The following is a 15,124-nucleotide window of genomic DNA, read 5'->3' on the forward strand; positions in this document are numbered from 1 at the left end:
CCCTTTAAAAAATTGATTAGACTTTCAACAGATAAACATCATGTGACTTAATCGTGATTGAATCGGCTTTAGCCATTGAAACATCTTGGTCCTGCCAAACGTCGTGGCCGTTCAATGGAATCTCTAATCCAGAAAGGTCAGCGCCTGATAACTGCAAGTCACCAGCAGAGATATTAAACACTGCATAATATTGATGATCAGCCGTTGCCGCATACCAAGTAATCTTGTTCTCATCGCGATGAGTTTGATACTTTTCAACCACGTGATCATCCAAATCTAACAATTCTTTGTTAGTCAATAAACTGGTGGTCCACTCATCATTGTCCGGTAATTCACCACCCATGATTAATGGAGATTGCATCATTGACCATAATGTCATCATGGTCTTTTGTTCTGGCTTGGTGAACCGGGTTTGCCGATTGCCGCCAGGGCCATCCACTGAACGAATACCAATGTGGCCAAGTGGCAACATATCGCAATCCGGCCAGTTGCCTGGACGAGACATTGCCGACCACTTTTCTGCCCGATCAAACATGTTCAGTAATAGTGACCACTCATCCCAGAAGTCATTGGTAATCCGCCACATATTAGCCGTTCGCTGGAAGAAAGCGCCGTTTTCAACGGGAGCTGGTCCAGGTGACAATGACAAGACCATCGAGCGACCAGTTTTATCGATTGCTTTTCTCAAAGCTTCGACTTCCTTCTTCAAGGTGCCATTATAAATAACCGAGTTGGCAATATCATCACATTTAATAAAGTCAACTCCCCAAGAAGCATACAATGCCATGAGTGAATCATAGTAGCCTTGACCTTCCGGCATGTCGACATTAACGCCGTACATGTCTGAATTCCAAGGACAAATATTGTTAAGGGCGATGTCCTTAGCGGTTTTGTCAGTCCCCTTAATGGGGGTGTTGCCATGAACCGCTTGGCGAGGGATGCCCCGCATAATGTGAATGCCAAACTTTAGTCCTAATCCATGAATATAATCGGCTAACGGTTTGAAACCGTTACCATCGGCAGCCGAAGGAAATCGCTTAGGATCCGGTAGCAGCCGTGAGTAGTCATCCATTACTAACGGAGCAAAATTATGATATTTTGATGAATTAGCGGTCGGCTCATACCATTGAATATCAACGGTTATATATTGCCACCCGTATTGCTTTAAGTGCTTGCTCATATAGTCAGCATTGCGCTTAATTTCTTCCTCGCGTACCGAAGCACCATAGCCGTCCCAACTGTTCCAGCCTTTTGGAGGAACTTCTGCGAATTTTCTGAATTCTTGTGTCATTATTTCATCCCTTCTCATTGTCTTTCACAAAGCTTGTCTGTTTGAACAGGCTTGCTAAAAACGGTCTTTTGAAAAATCAATTGATTCTTGTATCCTGTGCACATTGTTAATGTTAAAGTTGTCAGAAAGCGATTTCAATGTCATCAAAAGTACATTTGGTGTTAGAAAGTAACTGCCCGTTATATAATTGGTGGCAAAAAGTAACAATTGCAGGATTTAGTGCAAAAGATAGATTGATTTGACCATTTTTTCTAAATAGCTTTAAAATAATTTTTTAAAACCGACTTATCTTTTTCGTTCACATACAAATAGACATTTATTAATCAAACTCGTCGGTTAACCGTTCCGATCCGCAACCTCACAATCGAATTTTAGTCTTAAACGCAAAAGAGTCGCCACTCCTGACGATTCTTTTGCGTTTAACTGATAATCCGACTAACTTTGTTATGCAACTTATTAGAGCGACGCTTTATCTAGTCGTCTTTACAACTGAAACGTACTTGCTGTTAGCGGTAATGTAGCCACCACTTACTTGGTAACGTTTAGTTCCAAAGTTCTTAGTTGAAGTTGCTCTTGAGTAAGCATATCCCTTAACAGAGATCGTCTTACCCTTCTTGATAGTCTTCTTAGCATGCGTCAGGTTAGCATCTGAGTAAACCTTGATGGCTTTCTTAGTCTTAACCTTCGTAGCTTGCGCAGCCTTACCGCCGATAATGAGCTTCTTATTAGCCGTAATGTAGCGACCATTTGATAACTTGAAGCGAGTGGTTAAGTTGTGCTTCTCAATGCCAGTCACCTTCAAGACAGTTCCTTGCTTGTAGTGCTTTGCCTTGCCAGTCAAGCCAACCGTCTTGTAGGCGTTGACTCCCTTAGCAGCAATCACTGTGACGGTCTTAGATGCAGGAACGCTGGCATAGTAGACGTTGCTTACAAAGTTGGCATTCGCAGTAATGTAACCCGTCTTGTTCGTTTCAACATTACGTACCTTGTAACGAGCGACCCCATTTGAAGACTTAGCGGTACCCGTAACCACGAACATTGGTCGGTTGAGACGAGGCTTCTTAGCAAATGAAGCAACCCGTTCTGACTTCTTGAACGTTGGGTTCTTGTACATGTAGATCTTCTGGGTAGCGTAGACTGCTTTACCAATCTGGCTAGTTGATGGTTCTTGTGAAGTTGAAGTAGCACCTGACTGGCTAGTTGATGAAGGCGTGGTTGCGCTTGAACTGGTTGAACTTGAAGTTGATGAATTGGTATCTGTGCCAGTATTATTGTCGATCGGCGAGCTGATCTTTGGACCATATACAGACATTTCAACTAACCCAGCAGCCCAATCAGCTTCTTGATGATCCTTTTCTTTGATCGTTTTGTTAACAGAAAGTCGAACGTACCTGGCATTCCCAGTGAGTTTGTGACTCAAAAAGCCGACAAGCGTGTTATTACCGGTTTCATCAACTTGCTTAACCCAATTCTGGTTGTCATTACTGGTCTCAATAGTATATTGATTATATGTTTCAGAACCATTCGTTAACCTGAAACTAAGGTCCACCCTGCTCAGCGGTTGTGATTTTTGCAGATCAATTGTATAAGTATACGGCACTTGCTGCGGTTGGAAGTACGTATTGGATGCATCTCCATCAACCGCATTTTCAACACCGTTTTCCCCCTTTGCTTGTTGCCGGTTTATTCTTCGACAATAAAGGATAATTTGGTACATCCAACTTTCCTGATAGCGTGTCAATCGACCAATCTGGTGTATAATCCATTGAAACCTGAGGACTATTGCCTTCTAATCCGCTGATCTTTAGTGGCAACCAAATATACCCTGATTCGCCAATTGTCGACGGCAGCCACGAATCACCCATATAAATATAGTTTGTCTGTCCATTTTGATTAACTTTTAAAATGTTCGTGGGCTGACTATGATACGTAGAATTATCGCCTAAAAGCCCAAACGGCGTATTAATATCTTCACCAGCACTATTTTGAGTTGTCGTTACCTTCCATCCATTAGGATCAGTAATATCCTTTGTGTACGAGTAACGTCCCTGATTAGGGCTCCAACCAGATTGTTGAGAAGTCGCAATTACATAGTAATCGCCTGCTTTTACAACCGCTGGTGCTTCCCGGCGGGCATTGGTAAACAGTTCGTAAGATTTCATTGCCGTTTTATCAACATCTGTGTAGTCAGCATTCAGCTTATAAATCCGCATCGTTGTCCCACTTTCGGTCGAGATAATATAAGCATCACTACCATCTTGGAATAGGGTAAAGTCTCGCGACGGTGTCCCCCAGTTATCCGTATCCTTGGTAACATTTTGATAGTCATTTAGCTTTGTGCCGTCATCATAAAACGCAGTTGTCTGGGTATCAGTTTTGCTATCAGAATTAAGTAATTTGACACCCCAGTTACGATACTTTGAGTCTGTTCCGGCCCCCGGGCGCCAATGGCCTAGAAAGTGGTATTCCCCACCAGCCTGACTACTAGTTGCCACTGCCACCTGACTGGACGAGTAATTTCCCTGACGTTCCCAGTGAGCCCACACAACAAATTGTTTATTTTTAGCATTGTATAAAATCTTGGGCCGTTCCATGATGACATCAAACAAAGCCGAATTATTGGCATCTGGTTTTAAAATTGTATTGACGTATGTCCAGTTTTTTAAATCTTTGGAAGAATAGAGGTTAATCCCATTAAAGAAGGCATTGTTGTGACTTTTATCCTCACCAACCCAATAGTATATTGGCTGTCCATTACTAGGGTCGGTTGTCTGAATCACGCCTCCACCGTGTGCTTGAATCGGGGCCCCTTCAGTATCAAGCTGATTTTGATTATTATACCCAACAGGCACGGAATCATATCTATTTGCATCATAATTTCTCTTGACCATTTTATCGATGGTGGTATTAATAACTTTTGTTTGTTGGTCAATATCCGTTTGAGAAAACTTTGTGCTTTTATCTAAGATTTCTCCGTTGCTAATTGCGGTTTTAAGCAACGTCTGACTAATTGTGGCATAGTCGGACAAGTGACCTGTTAAAGCCTTTGCTGAATTCAATGCTTTTTCCAAGTTTGTCTTATCCACGGTATTAGTCTGCTTACTTGCTGCTTGATTAACCAAATTAGAATCTGTGGTACTTGACTGGGAAGATTGGCTCGTTGTAGTTGTCACAGTATTGCTCTGCGAAGCTCCTTGAGTCGCCGCTCTTGGTAATTCAACTGTCATCCACCCAAATGTCAAAAGTGACAGTAAAAATAGACTCCCTCTTAATACACGTAATAAAGCACGATGTCGATGAGTTAACATAATATAATCTCCTCGTATTATTAAAAATGTAATCAAGTATTGACCGATGATTGTGCTCTCTAAATTACTTATTTACAGACGATATCAATATTCAGAAGGTGCTTTCCGATAATTATTCAGGTGTGTATAGGCATCATCTGGTATTTGAATAATCGTGCCATGCTTAAACCCATATGGGAAAGAGAATGCTTGGTCACTCCGCTCAAATTTACCCGCAGCTAGCGAACTGCCAACAAACGGCACGTAGCCTTGGCCTTCAGCGCCCGTACCATAAAAGTCCAGAAAAAGGGTCCACTTACCATCCGGCAGCTGAAACGCAGTCGGTGCTTCGTATTTGCCAGCCGCAATTTGTTTCATACTGTCATCAAATGCGTTCACCCGTGAAAATGGCCCGGTTACGTGATCACTTTGAAGCAATATAATGGTCTCTGGATTCTTATCACTTTTAACAAACAAATAGAACTGACCGTTCTCTTCATACATTGCAGAATCAATAACGGAACTATCCGGCTTTTGATACAACAGCTGCGCCTCAGTATATGTTTTGAAATCTTTGGTTCGACTGTAATAAATTGCCTTCGTATCGCCCGATTCTTGCTTTAAAGGTGAAGACCAGTTAACCACGTAATCCTGGTGCGCTGGATCAAAAATGACATCTGGCGCCCAAAGACAGCCAAACTTTTCCGCACCTGGAATTGAAATCATTTCCTGCTTTGACCAGTGAATCAAATCCTTTGACCGCCATTGAACTAATTGTTGGCTGCCATTCTTTGAGATTTCAGCCCAAGAGTGATGATATTGATTCAACATGCCATATGCCAGGCTTAGGTCAGTTGCCAATATGACATATTCACCAGATTGGGTTCGATTAATAGATAGATCCCGCACCCCTTTGTCACCAAAATAGCTCCATAACACCGGTTGGCCATCGTTAACCGGTGACCATTTAAAGCCATCTTTACTAATTCCAAAATAGACTTGTTCGCCATCTGGGGTACGTTTTTCTTTAAAATGAACAAATAAATATGCTGCCATCTATGCTTCACTCCGTTTTCTATGCTTCTTTATTTTCGAATCGAATGCCATAAAGTCGTGGGCTCATTCCCTTTGTGGCCGTAAAGGTTAATTTGACCTTATCTTTTTGCGTTACTTCAGTGGGAATTGGCACCCTCAGTTCATAAAAGCCCCGATCATCAACTGGTTGCGCCTGAGGATGATTGACAATGACCGTTGCCGAGGCTGGCTGATCATTAAAGGTTAATATCAGTTGACGGCCTTCATCAACTTGCTGGTTTAATGTCAGGACCAGATACATCGATTGATGCGCGTTTCGAATATCAAATTCGTAACTAAATTTACCGCCAGGTTGGGCGACTCGGTAACGTCGATTCCGCGAAGGGCCGACCTCTGACTTCGCTTGTTCAAGGTGATGTTCGAACTCACCATTATTGTTATCAAAGTTAGTTAATTCAGCCACCGTCCGTTTTCGCAAACTTTCAACCGCAGCAACTTGTTTTGCTCGCATCTTTGCCTCAACGGAGCCTTTTTGCTGCCATTGAAAGTAAACCCCATAACGCTGATCATAAACTTGGTAGTATGGCACAAATTTGAGGTTTTCTTCAGTATCCGGTAGCGTTAAAGTGGTGTTACCGCTAGTATCTTCAAGTTGCTCATCAGCTAACTTGTTTTGCCAATGAGTCCAATCGTCCGCAGTGGTTAACGTCGAATCGGCAGTTTGATCCTTCGCAGCAATTCTGACTAAGATCCCATCCGGGCGATCAGCTTTTATCCGGTACGTCCCTAACAACCCGGCAAGTACATATGGCCCGTACTTAAAGGCGATGTAGTGTTCATTATCACTAGCCGGGATCGTTGCTAATTGCATTTTAAACTGCAACGTTATTTTGCTACCTGCCATAACGTTCTTTAGGTACGCAAAGCCATCAGCATTAGCCTGAACTTGTTGTCCATTAACGGTAATCTTGGTCTGACGACTCCAAGTAGGAATTCGAAGCTTTAATTGGTCGATCTGGCCAACCGACTTATTTGGAGAAATTGGATTCAGCACGACCTTAATGTGGTTGCGTAACTGATTCGTCGTCAAATCAAGCTTTAGATTCTGTTCAGGCAGCGCCAATTGATTAGCGAAGTATAAGCTAATCACTAGTGAATGGGCGTCACCATAGTACAAACTATCAGATAATTTCGTGTGATTCTCGATGCCCGTGCCGGTGCAGCACCAAAAATCATCGTATGGCCGATTAAAGACCTTGTTATACCCAGCTGCCATCGGTTGAAAATAAGTTGTCATTCCCGTTGCTAAGTTTTGTGACCCTAGTATCGCATTGACAAACGTCCGTTCATAATAATCCAGATAGCCTTGCTTGCCAGTGGTTCTAAATAGTTCTCGAGCAAGCTTCAACATATTGTATGAATTACAAGTTTCACAGGTTTTACCCCCATCCGCTAATTCAGCGTCATGGTACTGACTATCAGGATCATGAAAATGCTCTGACTGGCTATTGCCGCCAATCACATAACTATGATGTTTCGTAACGATTTCAAAGAAGTTAGCGGCTGCTTTCAAATACATCGGCAGGGCATTGATTGCTTCTTTTGATAAAAATTGATCGGCATCAGGATTATTACTAAATAATTGATATCGCCGTAAAGCCCCAATTAACTTGGGAATCGTGGTGTTCGCGTGTAGTCCCGGGAGAACATCTTGATTTTCTGCAAGCTGTTCAAACAGGGTGACTTCGTCAAAATAAGTGGCTGCCTTTAAATGATGCGGGTTGTGCGTCAGGCTAAATAGTTCATATAACGCATCGTTCATGCCACCATATTCCGTTTTGAGCATCTGCTGCGGGTCTGTCAATTTCATCATCCGATTGTAAACGTAGTCGCCAAACTTGGCAGCCACTCGTTGGGCTCGTGCTGCCAACTCTCGATCATACCAAGCGGTTATTGCCGCGATCTTCAATAATCCAGCCAAAATTTTGTGTAAGTTATACCAGGGCACAATGACATTATCTTTCTCGGCAGCTGGAACCGGATCCCCTTGGACTTCATCCAGCGCAACTTCCCTAAACGCAGAAATGTAGCCGGCACTTTGCGGATGCTTCTTGGCATATGCTGTTTGGACTTTTTCAAGGCCAGAAACACACTCTAAAAGCAATTGATGGATTTGGCTTCTTTGTTGTTCATCATTTACAGTCGATAAGCCTTGAGCTAGTGCCGACAGATAATGGCCAAAAAAGTGGCCACGGAAGTTGACATCATCGCTTCGTTCCCAGCCGCCATACCCTTCTTGGGTCGTCGGTTTAAGGCCAGCCACCTTATAGAACTCAAATAAGAACCGTTCCGGATCTAAAGTCAATAAGTACCTAACGGTGTTATCACGTCGTTTAATTAAATCGCCGTCATCAATTGTGATCTGATTAAAATTAACATTCTTAATCATCGAAAGCCTCCTCTTTTGCCTACCTTGCCTCAATTCGGATAACATTCCACGACCGTCCTGACAACGTTGCATTGATCCCGGCTTCCGTTACATTAATAGTCTTTAAGTCAGTCAATTTCATGGATTGGTTCTCATTGGTTTGTTTAATATCATATCCTGCAAACTGCGTCGCCATTTTTAGCTTCCCTAGCTTAAATTCTTTGACCTCAACAGAAAAGTCAACTGGATTTTTTGACTTATTAACCACAAAGATAACCATTTCGTGGGCATCTGGGTTATAAACTGCGATTGAGTCCGTATAAGAAACATCCCCATTCTTACTTGGATAACTCGCCACTTCAGTTTCAGGGGTTAACGCAATTCCTTTGCCATAATGCGCAACTTGCATAAACGGAAAGTATATTGACTGATACCACAATGATGGGGTTCCAGTTGTATTCGTCATAATTGGGGCAATTACGTTTACCAGCTGGGCTAAGCAACCAATCTTCACCCGGTCAGCATGTTTCATTAGGGTAATCGCTAGGCTACCAATCAACAAGGCATCTTCAAAATTATAATGGTCTTCTAATAAATGTGGCGCATATTGCCAATTTTTCTGCTTCTTATCAGCTTCACTGGAATGATACCAAACATTCCATTCATCAAATGCAATGTTAAGTGTCTTGTTACTCCGTTTTCGAGCCTTTGCCGAGTCACAAATCGCAATTTCATCGGTGATGAAGTGCTCCAGCTTCACAGAACTCCCCAGAAATTCAGCAAAATCATTATCTGAATTTCCAAAATATTGATGAATAGACAAATAATCAACATCGTCATAGCAGGCGTCAAGGACGGTATTTTCCCATTTCCCAAACGTATCTTTAGAATACATTGAGCTGCCACAAGCCACTAATTCGGCATCCGGATCAAGAGTATGAATAACTTTTGCGGTCTCATGTGCCAGTCGTCCGTACTCGTATGCCGTTTTATGACCAATTTGCCAATCGCCATCCACTTCGTTGCCCAATGCCCAAAGTTTGACGTTAAACGGCTTATCAGCACCATTTTGTTTTCTCAAATCAGTTAATGCAGTTTGATATGGAAAATTACAGTACTCTACTAATCTTCTAGCTTCATCGATACCGCGCGTCCCAAGGTTAATTGCCAGATAAGGTTGCGTTCCCACTTTTACACACCATTTCATAAACTCATGAAGCCCAAATTGGTTGTTATCTAAGCTTTTCCAAGCGAGTTCCGCACGAACGGGACGAGCTTGCTTAGGACCAATCCCATCTTCCCAGTTGTAGCCAGAAACATAATTCCCTCCTGGAAACCGAACGAGCGGGACGCCCAGCTGTTTGACAGCCTTGATAACATCAGTACGAAAGCCATCACTGTCCGCAGTTGGGTGATTCGGTTGATAAAGGCCCTCGTACACGGCACGACCCCCTTGCTCAACAAAGGACCCCCAAAGTCTTGGATCGATTGGGGCAATTTGTAACGCTTTACTAATCTTCAATTTTGATTTCATTAACCGTCTTGCTCCTTTGAACTTTCAACAATCTGTGATTATTTAAATGATCGCGAGCTTAACACATTGACTGAATAGGCTGGTACTGTCAGGGTTGCGCCCTGAAATGGTTGGCTTACTTGCTTGATTTGGTTACTTTCTCCCAAGTGATTTTCGGCTTTAGGATCACCTTGAAGCCGATTAATCGATCCGCCGGCAAACAAGTCATGGTCAACCTCAAGTTTGAGGTCATGATCGCCTACATTAACAACTTTCAAGAAATACCGGCCACTCTTTTTGTCATACGTAACATTGGTATAGATCGATTGGACCATAAGTGGCGTAATCTCCACCTCGTTCATCGGTACATTATCAATCCAAACTTTGATGTGCCGATTATTAACTTCAATTTGGCAATGATAGGTTTGATTTTGCTCTACATGCCAATTAAATTGATTCCAATCACTATCCTTACCCTTGTAAACTTGTTTGATGATTGAATCCGCATTGGCCCAGCCACCAAGTATCCACATCATTTCATTGCCGTCACTCTGATGACCAAAGAATAAATGGCCACCCTTATCAGGCCGCCCGCCAGTCTTTGTTAAATCAAAGCTGATCGTATAACTTTGGCTGACCATTTTGTTAAGGGAGATTCGCTTACGGCCGGTTAAATGTTGGTCTGCCAACCGTTGTGGTTGCTGATTCCCATCTTGGTAAACAATATTAGTGACTGCAATGTCCGCTTGGTCAGCTTCAAACCCAAATTGACCATTAAGTGGTTTATCATCAATCATCTTCGCTTCAGGTGTACCCGTTAACTTGTAATCAACGTTCTCAGTCCCTTGATAGTGCATGAAGAGCTTTTGGACATAATAATTCACACTTGGGGTCACCTGTTTTTCGTCAAAGAAAATTAAATCCGGCTTCCAATTAGCGTACTTAACGTTACAGAAAAGCGGTGCGTAACATGCCAGCCCTACCTTATCTGCATTTCGTTCCAGTCCAAGCATATAACTGGCTTCCACCACTGCGTTGTACCATTTATTGTCTTTTGAGGCATACTCCCCCAAAAAGACTTGAGGCCCCTTTTTCGGGTAAGCATCGTAACGATGTTGGTTGGCCAAGAACCAGTTGGGCGCTTCATAGTAATGCTCATCAACTAAATCGGAGCCGTATTTCTTTGCCGATTCCCAACCAAGTTCAAACTCACCGCCACCAGCAAACGGTCCCGAACTATTGATCAGTTTGATGCTTGGGTATTTCGCCCTAATTGCCTTGTGAAAGTATGGATAACGTTCGCGGAAGCCTTCGCCAACTTCCTCATTTCCAATGGCCAAGTATTCAAGATGAAACGGTTTTGGATGACCCAGATCAGCTCGAACCTTGCCCCATTTCGTGGTTGGCGCGCCATTGGCAAATTCAATCAAATCAAGGGCATCATCGACCCATTCATCTAAATGGTCCAAGGGAGCTTTGCGCTGATGATGAGGGTCATATCCAGCAGCCATAACTGGCAGTGGTTTAGCACCAATATCTTCACAAAGCTGAAAATACTCGTAGAATCCTAACCCCAGCGTTTGGTTGTATCCCCAATTATTTCGACGAGCCGGTCGTTGTTCAACCGGGCCAATGGTATTTTTCCAGCGATACAGTGAATCTCTCGCGTCAATGTTTAGTGTCCCATCGTGAACCAAGCAGCCGCCTGGAAAGCGCATGAACTTGGGGTGGAGGGCCTTCAGTGCTTCTGCTAGGTCCTTTCTGACCCCATTTGCCCGCTGCTTAAATGTTTCAACCGGAAATAGCGATACCATGTCCACCAAAACATGACAATGGGGTGGAAATTCGATTTTAATCATGCCATCATCAGTCGTACTTGTCGGTTCCATTGAAAAGGTATATTTTAACCACTGTTTACTTTCGATCAAGATTTCTTGAGGTGCAACAATTTGCTTATTTTTCGAATTCAAAATAGCGATCTTTAACTTGAGGTGATTATCAAGGGGCTTGGCAAACAGTGAAAATCGATACTGCTTGCCCTTCTCGAGAAAAAGGCCATCATTAAAACCGGCATTCATTAGAACGGCCGCATCTTCATTGGTCTTAACATCCAGATAATGTCGATTTTTAGTGTTCAGCGGGTCATCTTCTCCAATATGAAACGCCTGCGAATTTTCAAACGACCAGCCAAACGTCGCGTTGTAAGTCGCATTATCAACTTTGCAAAACTCAAATGAGCGGTTCTGTATCATTTCAGGGTATAGCCCACCGTCAGCAGCATGATTTAAATCTTCAAAAAAGATCCCATATAAATCTCCCAGTGCTGCCAAATGACGGCTCGTATCAATTTTTAGCTTCGGATTATTCAATTTTCGGCCTCCTTGTCTGATTAAAAATAGATTGCCTAAAAATAAAAACTAGAACCCGCCTTAATTCCCCTATTCTAATAACGTCAATGAACTACTCGCAGTTCATCTCTTAGATTGGATAATTTTAAGGAAGGTCCTAGAAGATAATATCTATCTGACAGCTTTAATTCGCCAGGTCAAGATCGCCCCAGCCAGCGATAGTAAGAACGCAGCCGGGAAAATTGCTTTATAACCGAATGTCAACACAACTCCAGATGCAACCCATGCAGCTGCAATTTGCGATAATGTGTTTGAAAGGTTTAAGAATCCCATATCTTTACCGGCGGTTTCTTTGTTTGGCAAGACGGCCAAATTAAGCGCACCATCAACCGCACCATAAATTCCTGAAGCAATTGAGGAGACAATGGCAAAGACGTAAATCGTCCAAGGTGCCGCATCAAAGAATGGGAATAATTGGGCGATCCCCATAATTGCAACGGAAACAGCAACCGGCAGCTTCAGGCGCCCCATTTTATCAGCAATCGGTCCAGAAATCGCATTAAAGATCAAGCCACCAATTAAGGTGATTGTTGAATACATCGCCATCATTTTTCCAGCTTGACCCTGATTCATTTTGATGTAATCAGTTAAAATGTACAGTAGATAGGTACCAATTAACATGCCACCCATGTTTGAGCAGAACTTTCCAGCAACGGCAAACCAATAATCATGGGAACCAGCTGTTGGAAATGCAAAGTGTTCCCAGATGGTTTTCCAGTTGAATGGTTCTCTTGGTTCATTGACGTTGCTCTTTTCATTTGTTAACAGAACATGCAAGATGCCAAGAACCATTCCCATTCCGGCTAAAACATACATCCCTAGCTTAACGTTTCCTAAATATTGGGCCGCGATAATCCCGGTAATGTTATTAGCGGTGTAGCCCAATGCCCAAAATGTTGAGACAGTTCCCCGCCATTTTGGGGCGATTCGATCGGCCTGTTGAGCAACCATTGAGGATGCCACGGCATTTTCAGCAGCAGCAACAATCCCCCAAACAATCACAATCGACCAAATACTGGTCAGGTTAGCCACTAACACAATCAACCCATTTTGGATAAGTGAACCAAACAAAATCCACGGTTTACGTTTACCCATTCGACTCCTGGTTAAGTCTGATAAGGCGCCAAACACAACGTTGGCAATGGCGGCCACTACCGACGTAACGGTTGCCAAAACAGCAATCGCTTGAACCTTTCCTGATGGGTCAATTTGGCTAAAATATTGCGGTAGTAAAGTATTACGAACCGCTCCAGCAGGCCCCAGCCATACCAGCGGTCCAATGGTCATCGCAATGCCGAACCAAATTGGAAATTTTGGTTGCTGCGCATCAGTTACCGAAACGTTAGCCATATTAACGGCATTCATTTTTGTTGGCTTTTTGATTTCACTTTTTTTGTCAGCCATCTTATTAATCTCCCTTTGCTAAGTTATCCAACCACCTCAAACGACCATTAACTGGTTGCTAAAAGTAATCGTTTACATTTTTAATTAAAAATAAAAGATTTGAAGAAATCCTTTACTTTAATGTAACCGAAACAACGCTCTTTGCCGGTAATGCAAGCGTCAACTCACCATTAGCGAACTTAGCGCCCGTATAAGTTTTTTCTACCACTTTGTCTGGGTCGTCAAACGTATTGTGAGCATCCAGTTTATCAGCGGTAATGATTTTGGCAGAATCAACCTCAGTAAACTTGGCCAACCCACTGAATTGGGTATCAACTGCTTCATGCGCATCATAGTTACAGATTGAGATTGTTAACTCGCCATCTTTTTGCGAAGCCGTATAAGTCACATTTTTGGGAACTTGGCCAACGCCTTCAACCAAGTCAGCGTCCATGTGTTTTTGATACATATCAAAGACATAGTAAGTTGGTGTCTTGATCATCTTGTCACCCTTAGTCAAAATCATCGCTTGAAGGACATTAACCATCTGGGCAATGTTGGCCATGTGAACACGATCCGCATGCTTGTGAAAAATATTTAAATTAATTGCGGCAACCATCGCATCGCGGATTGTGTTTTGCTGATGTAAGAACCCAGGATTAGTGCCCTTTTCAACGTTAAACCAGGTTCCCCACTCGTCTACAATCAGATCAACGTTGTGGTCGGGATCATACCGATCCATAATGGTTGAATGCTTCGTAATCAACTCATCCATGTGTTTAGCACGCGTCATCGTAGAATCCCATTCGGCCTCTGGAAAGCCAGTCGCATCACCTTTGTTTTGACCCCAAGTACCTGTTGGCAATGTATAATAATGAAGGCTGATGCCATCAAGGTACTGACCAGCATACCGCATCACGGTGTCAGTCCAATTGTAGTCGTCTTCATTTGGGCCACAGGCAACCTTATAGATTGGATGATCCTTATCGTACTGTGGTAAAAATGTCTGATACTGACGGTAAACGTCTGAATAATATTCAGGGCGCATGTTACCACCGCCACCCCAAGATTCATTACCAATTCCAAAGAATTTAAGCCGCCAAGGGTTCTCGCGGCCGTTCTTGCGGCGAAGATTAGCCATTGGGGATTCCCCTGGCATTGTCATATACTCGACCCATTCAGCCATTTCCTGAACGGTACCACTTCCAATATTGGCATTGATGTAAGCGTCTGCTCCTAATTGCCGAAGAAGTTCAAAATACTCGTGAGTGCCAAAATGATTATTTTCAGTCACATCACCCCAGTTGGTATTAACAATCTTCTTTCGGCTGTCCTTTTGACCAATCCCATCCTGCCAATGATAGGTGTCAGCAAATAATCCGCCAGGCCATCGCAATACTGGTACATGAATTTGTTTGAGCGCATCGACAACATCACTGCGCATGCCATTCACATTGGGAATATCGGAATCTTCACCAACATAAAGACTGCCATAAATCCCATTTCCTAAATGTTCTGAAAACTGACCGTAAATGTATTTGCTAATTTGCGGACCAGCTTTTTGAGTTAAAAGTTCAATTGCCATTTTTTCAAAACCTTTCGTCTAGCCATCACAAGTGCTAATTAACATAAATGTTAATATAGTCGTTAATATTTACCGGTAAAATCTTTAACAGTTTTAATATAGCGCTTACAGTTATAAATGTAAACGTTTTTTTTACTAAAAATATAGTTATTTTTTCTTACTTAATAAAAATATTAACTTTTTAAATTGATGCA

The 15,124-nt window shown here is 42.7% G+C and carries 9 protein-coding genes; all 9 read right to left on the reverse strand.

Annotated features, from left to right (window positions below; all coding sequences use genetic code 11):
• Window positions 1-16: 16 nt before the first annotated feature.
• Window positions 17-1,291: a glycoside hydrolase family 27 protein gene (locus YK48G_RS05875; RefSeq protein WP_203629791.1), complete on the reverse strand. Its 1,275-nt coding sequence runs from the start codon at window positions 1,289-1,291 to the stop codon at window positions 17-19.
• 469 nt (window positions 1,292-1,760) lie between these two features.
• Window positions 1,761-3,008, reverse strand: a complete 1,248-nt coding sequence (locus YK48G_RS05880; RefSeq protein WP_203629792.1) for a DUF5776 domain-containing protein — start codon at window positions 3,006-3,008, stop codon at window positions 1,761-1,763.
• Window positions 2,941-4,599 carry a glycoside hydrolase family protein gene (locus YK48G_RS05885; RefSeq protein ID WP_203629793.1) on the reverse strand — a complete coding sequence of 553 codons (1,659 nt, stop codon included), beginning with the start codon at window positions 4,597-4,599 and terminating at the stop codon, window positions 2,941-2,943. The genes YK48G_RS05880 and YK48G_RS05885 overlap by 68 nt, the downstream gene beginning before the upstream one ends.
• An 84-nt stretch (window positions 4,600-4,683) precedes the next feature.
• Entirely contained in the window at window positions 4,684-5,634 is a 951-nt protein-coding gene (locus YK48G_RS05890) for a glycoside hydrolase family 43 protein (protein WP_203629794.1), read from the reverse strand.
• 19 nt (window positions 5,635-5,653) lie between these two features.
• Complete coding sequence (locus YK48G_RS05895; RefSeq protein ID WP_203629795.1) at window positions 5,654-8,062, reverse strand: glycoside hydrolase family 127 protein; 2,409 nt, start codon at window positions 8,060-8,062, stop codon at window positions 5,654-5,656.
• A 19-nt stretch (window positions 8,063-8,081) separates the two neighbouring features.
• Complete coding sequence (gene arfA, locus YK48G_RS05900; RefSeq protein WP_203629796.1) at window positions 8,082-9,575, reverse strand: arabinosylfuranosidase ArfA; 1,494 nt, start codon at window positions 9,573-9,575, stop codon at window positions 8,082-8,084.
• 38 nt (window positions 9,576-9,613) lie between these two features.
• On the reverse strand, window positions 9,614-11,923 hold the full coding sequence (locus YK48G_RS05905) for an alpha-L-arabinofuranosidase family protein (protein WP_203629797.1): 2,310 nt from the start codon (window positions 11,921-11,923) through the stop codon (window positions 9,614-9,616).
• 150 nt (window positions 11,924-12,073) lie between these two features.
• Window positions 12,074-13,366, reverse strand: a complete 1,293-nt coding sequence (locus YK48G_RS05910) for an MFS transporter (protein ID WP_232365295.1) — start codon at window positions 13,364-13,366, stop codon at window positions 12,074-12,076.
• 112 nt (window positions 13,367-13,478) lie between these two features.
• Entirely contained in the window at window positions 13,479-14,930 is a 1,452-nt protein-coding gene (locus tag YK48G_RS05915; RefSeq protein WP_203629798.1) for an alpha-N-arabinofuranosidase, read from the reverse strand.
• Window positions 14,931-15,124: the final 194 nt, after the last annotated feature.

The sequence above is a fragment of the Lentilactobacillus fungorum genome, assembly GCF_016860605.1.
In the GTDB taxonomy this organism is placed as follows: Bacteria; Bacillota; Bacilli; order Lactobacillales; family Lactobacillaceae; genus Lentilactobacillus; species Lentilactobacillus fungorum.

What these genes read in the sequence shown, in the direction of transcription:
- YK48G_RS05875 (WP_203629791.1), bottom strand. Translation starts at nt 1,291, where the DNA reads ATGACACAAGAATTCAGAAAATTCGCAGAAGTTCCTCCAAAAGGCTGG.
- YK48G_RS05895 (WP_203629795.1), bottom strand. Translation starts at nt 8,062, where the DNA reads ATGATTAAGAATGTTAATTTTAATCAGATCACAATTGATGACGGCGAT.
- YK48G_RS05915 (WP_203629798.1), bottom strand. Translation starts at nt 14,930, where the DNA reads ATGGCAATTGAACTTTTAACTCAAAAAGCTGGTCCGCAAATTAGCAAA.
- YK48G_RS05885 (WP_203629793.1), bottom strand. Translation starts at nt 4,599, where the DNA reads ATGTTAACTCATCGACATCGTGCTTTATTACGTGTATTAAGAGGGAGT.
- arfA (WP_203629796.1), bottom strand. Translation starts at nt 9,575, where the DNA reads ATGAAATCAAAATTGAAGATTAGTAAAGCGTTACAAATTGCCCCAATC.
- YK48G_RS05910 (WP_232365295.1), bottom strand. Translation starts at nt 13,366, where the DNA reads ATGGCTGACAAAAAAAGTGAAATCAAAAAGCCAACAAAAATGAATGCC.
- YK48G_RS05880 (WP_203629792.1), bottom strand. Translation starts at nt 3,008, where the DNA reads ATGTACCAAATTATCCTTTATTGTCGAAGAATAAACCGGCAACAAGCA.
- YK48G_RS05890 (WP_203629794.1), bottom strand. Translation starts at nt 5,634, where the DNA reads ATGGCAGCATATTTATTTGTTCATTTTAAAGAAAAACGTACCCCAGAT.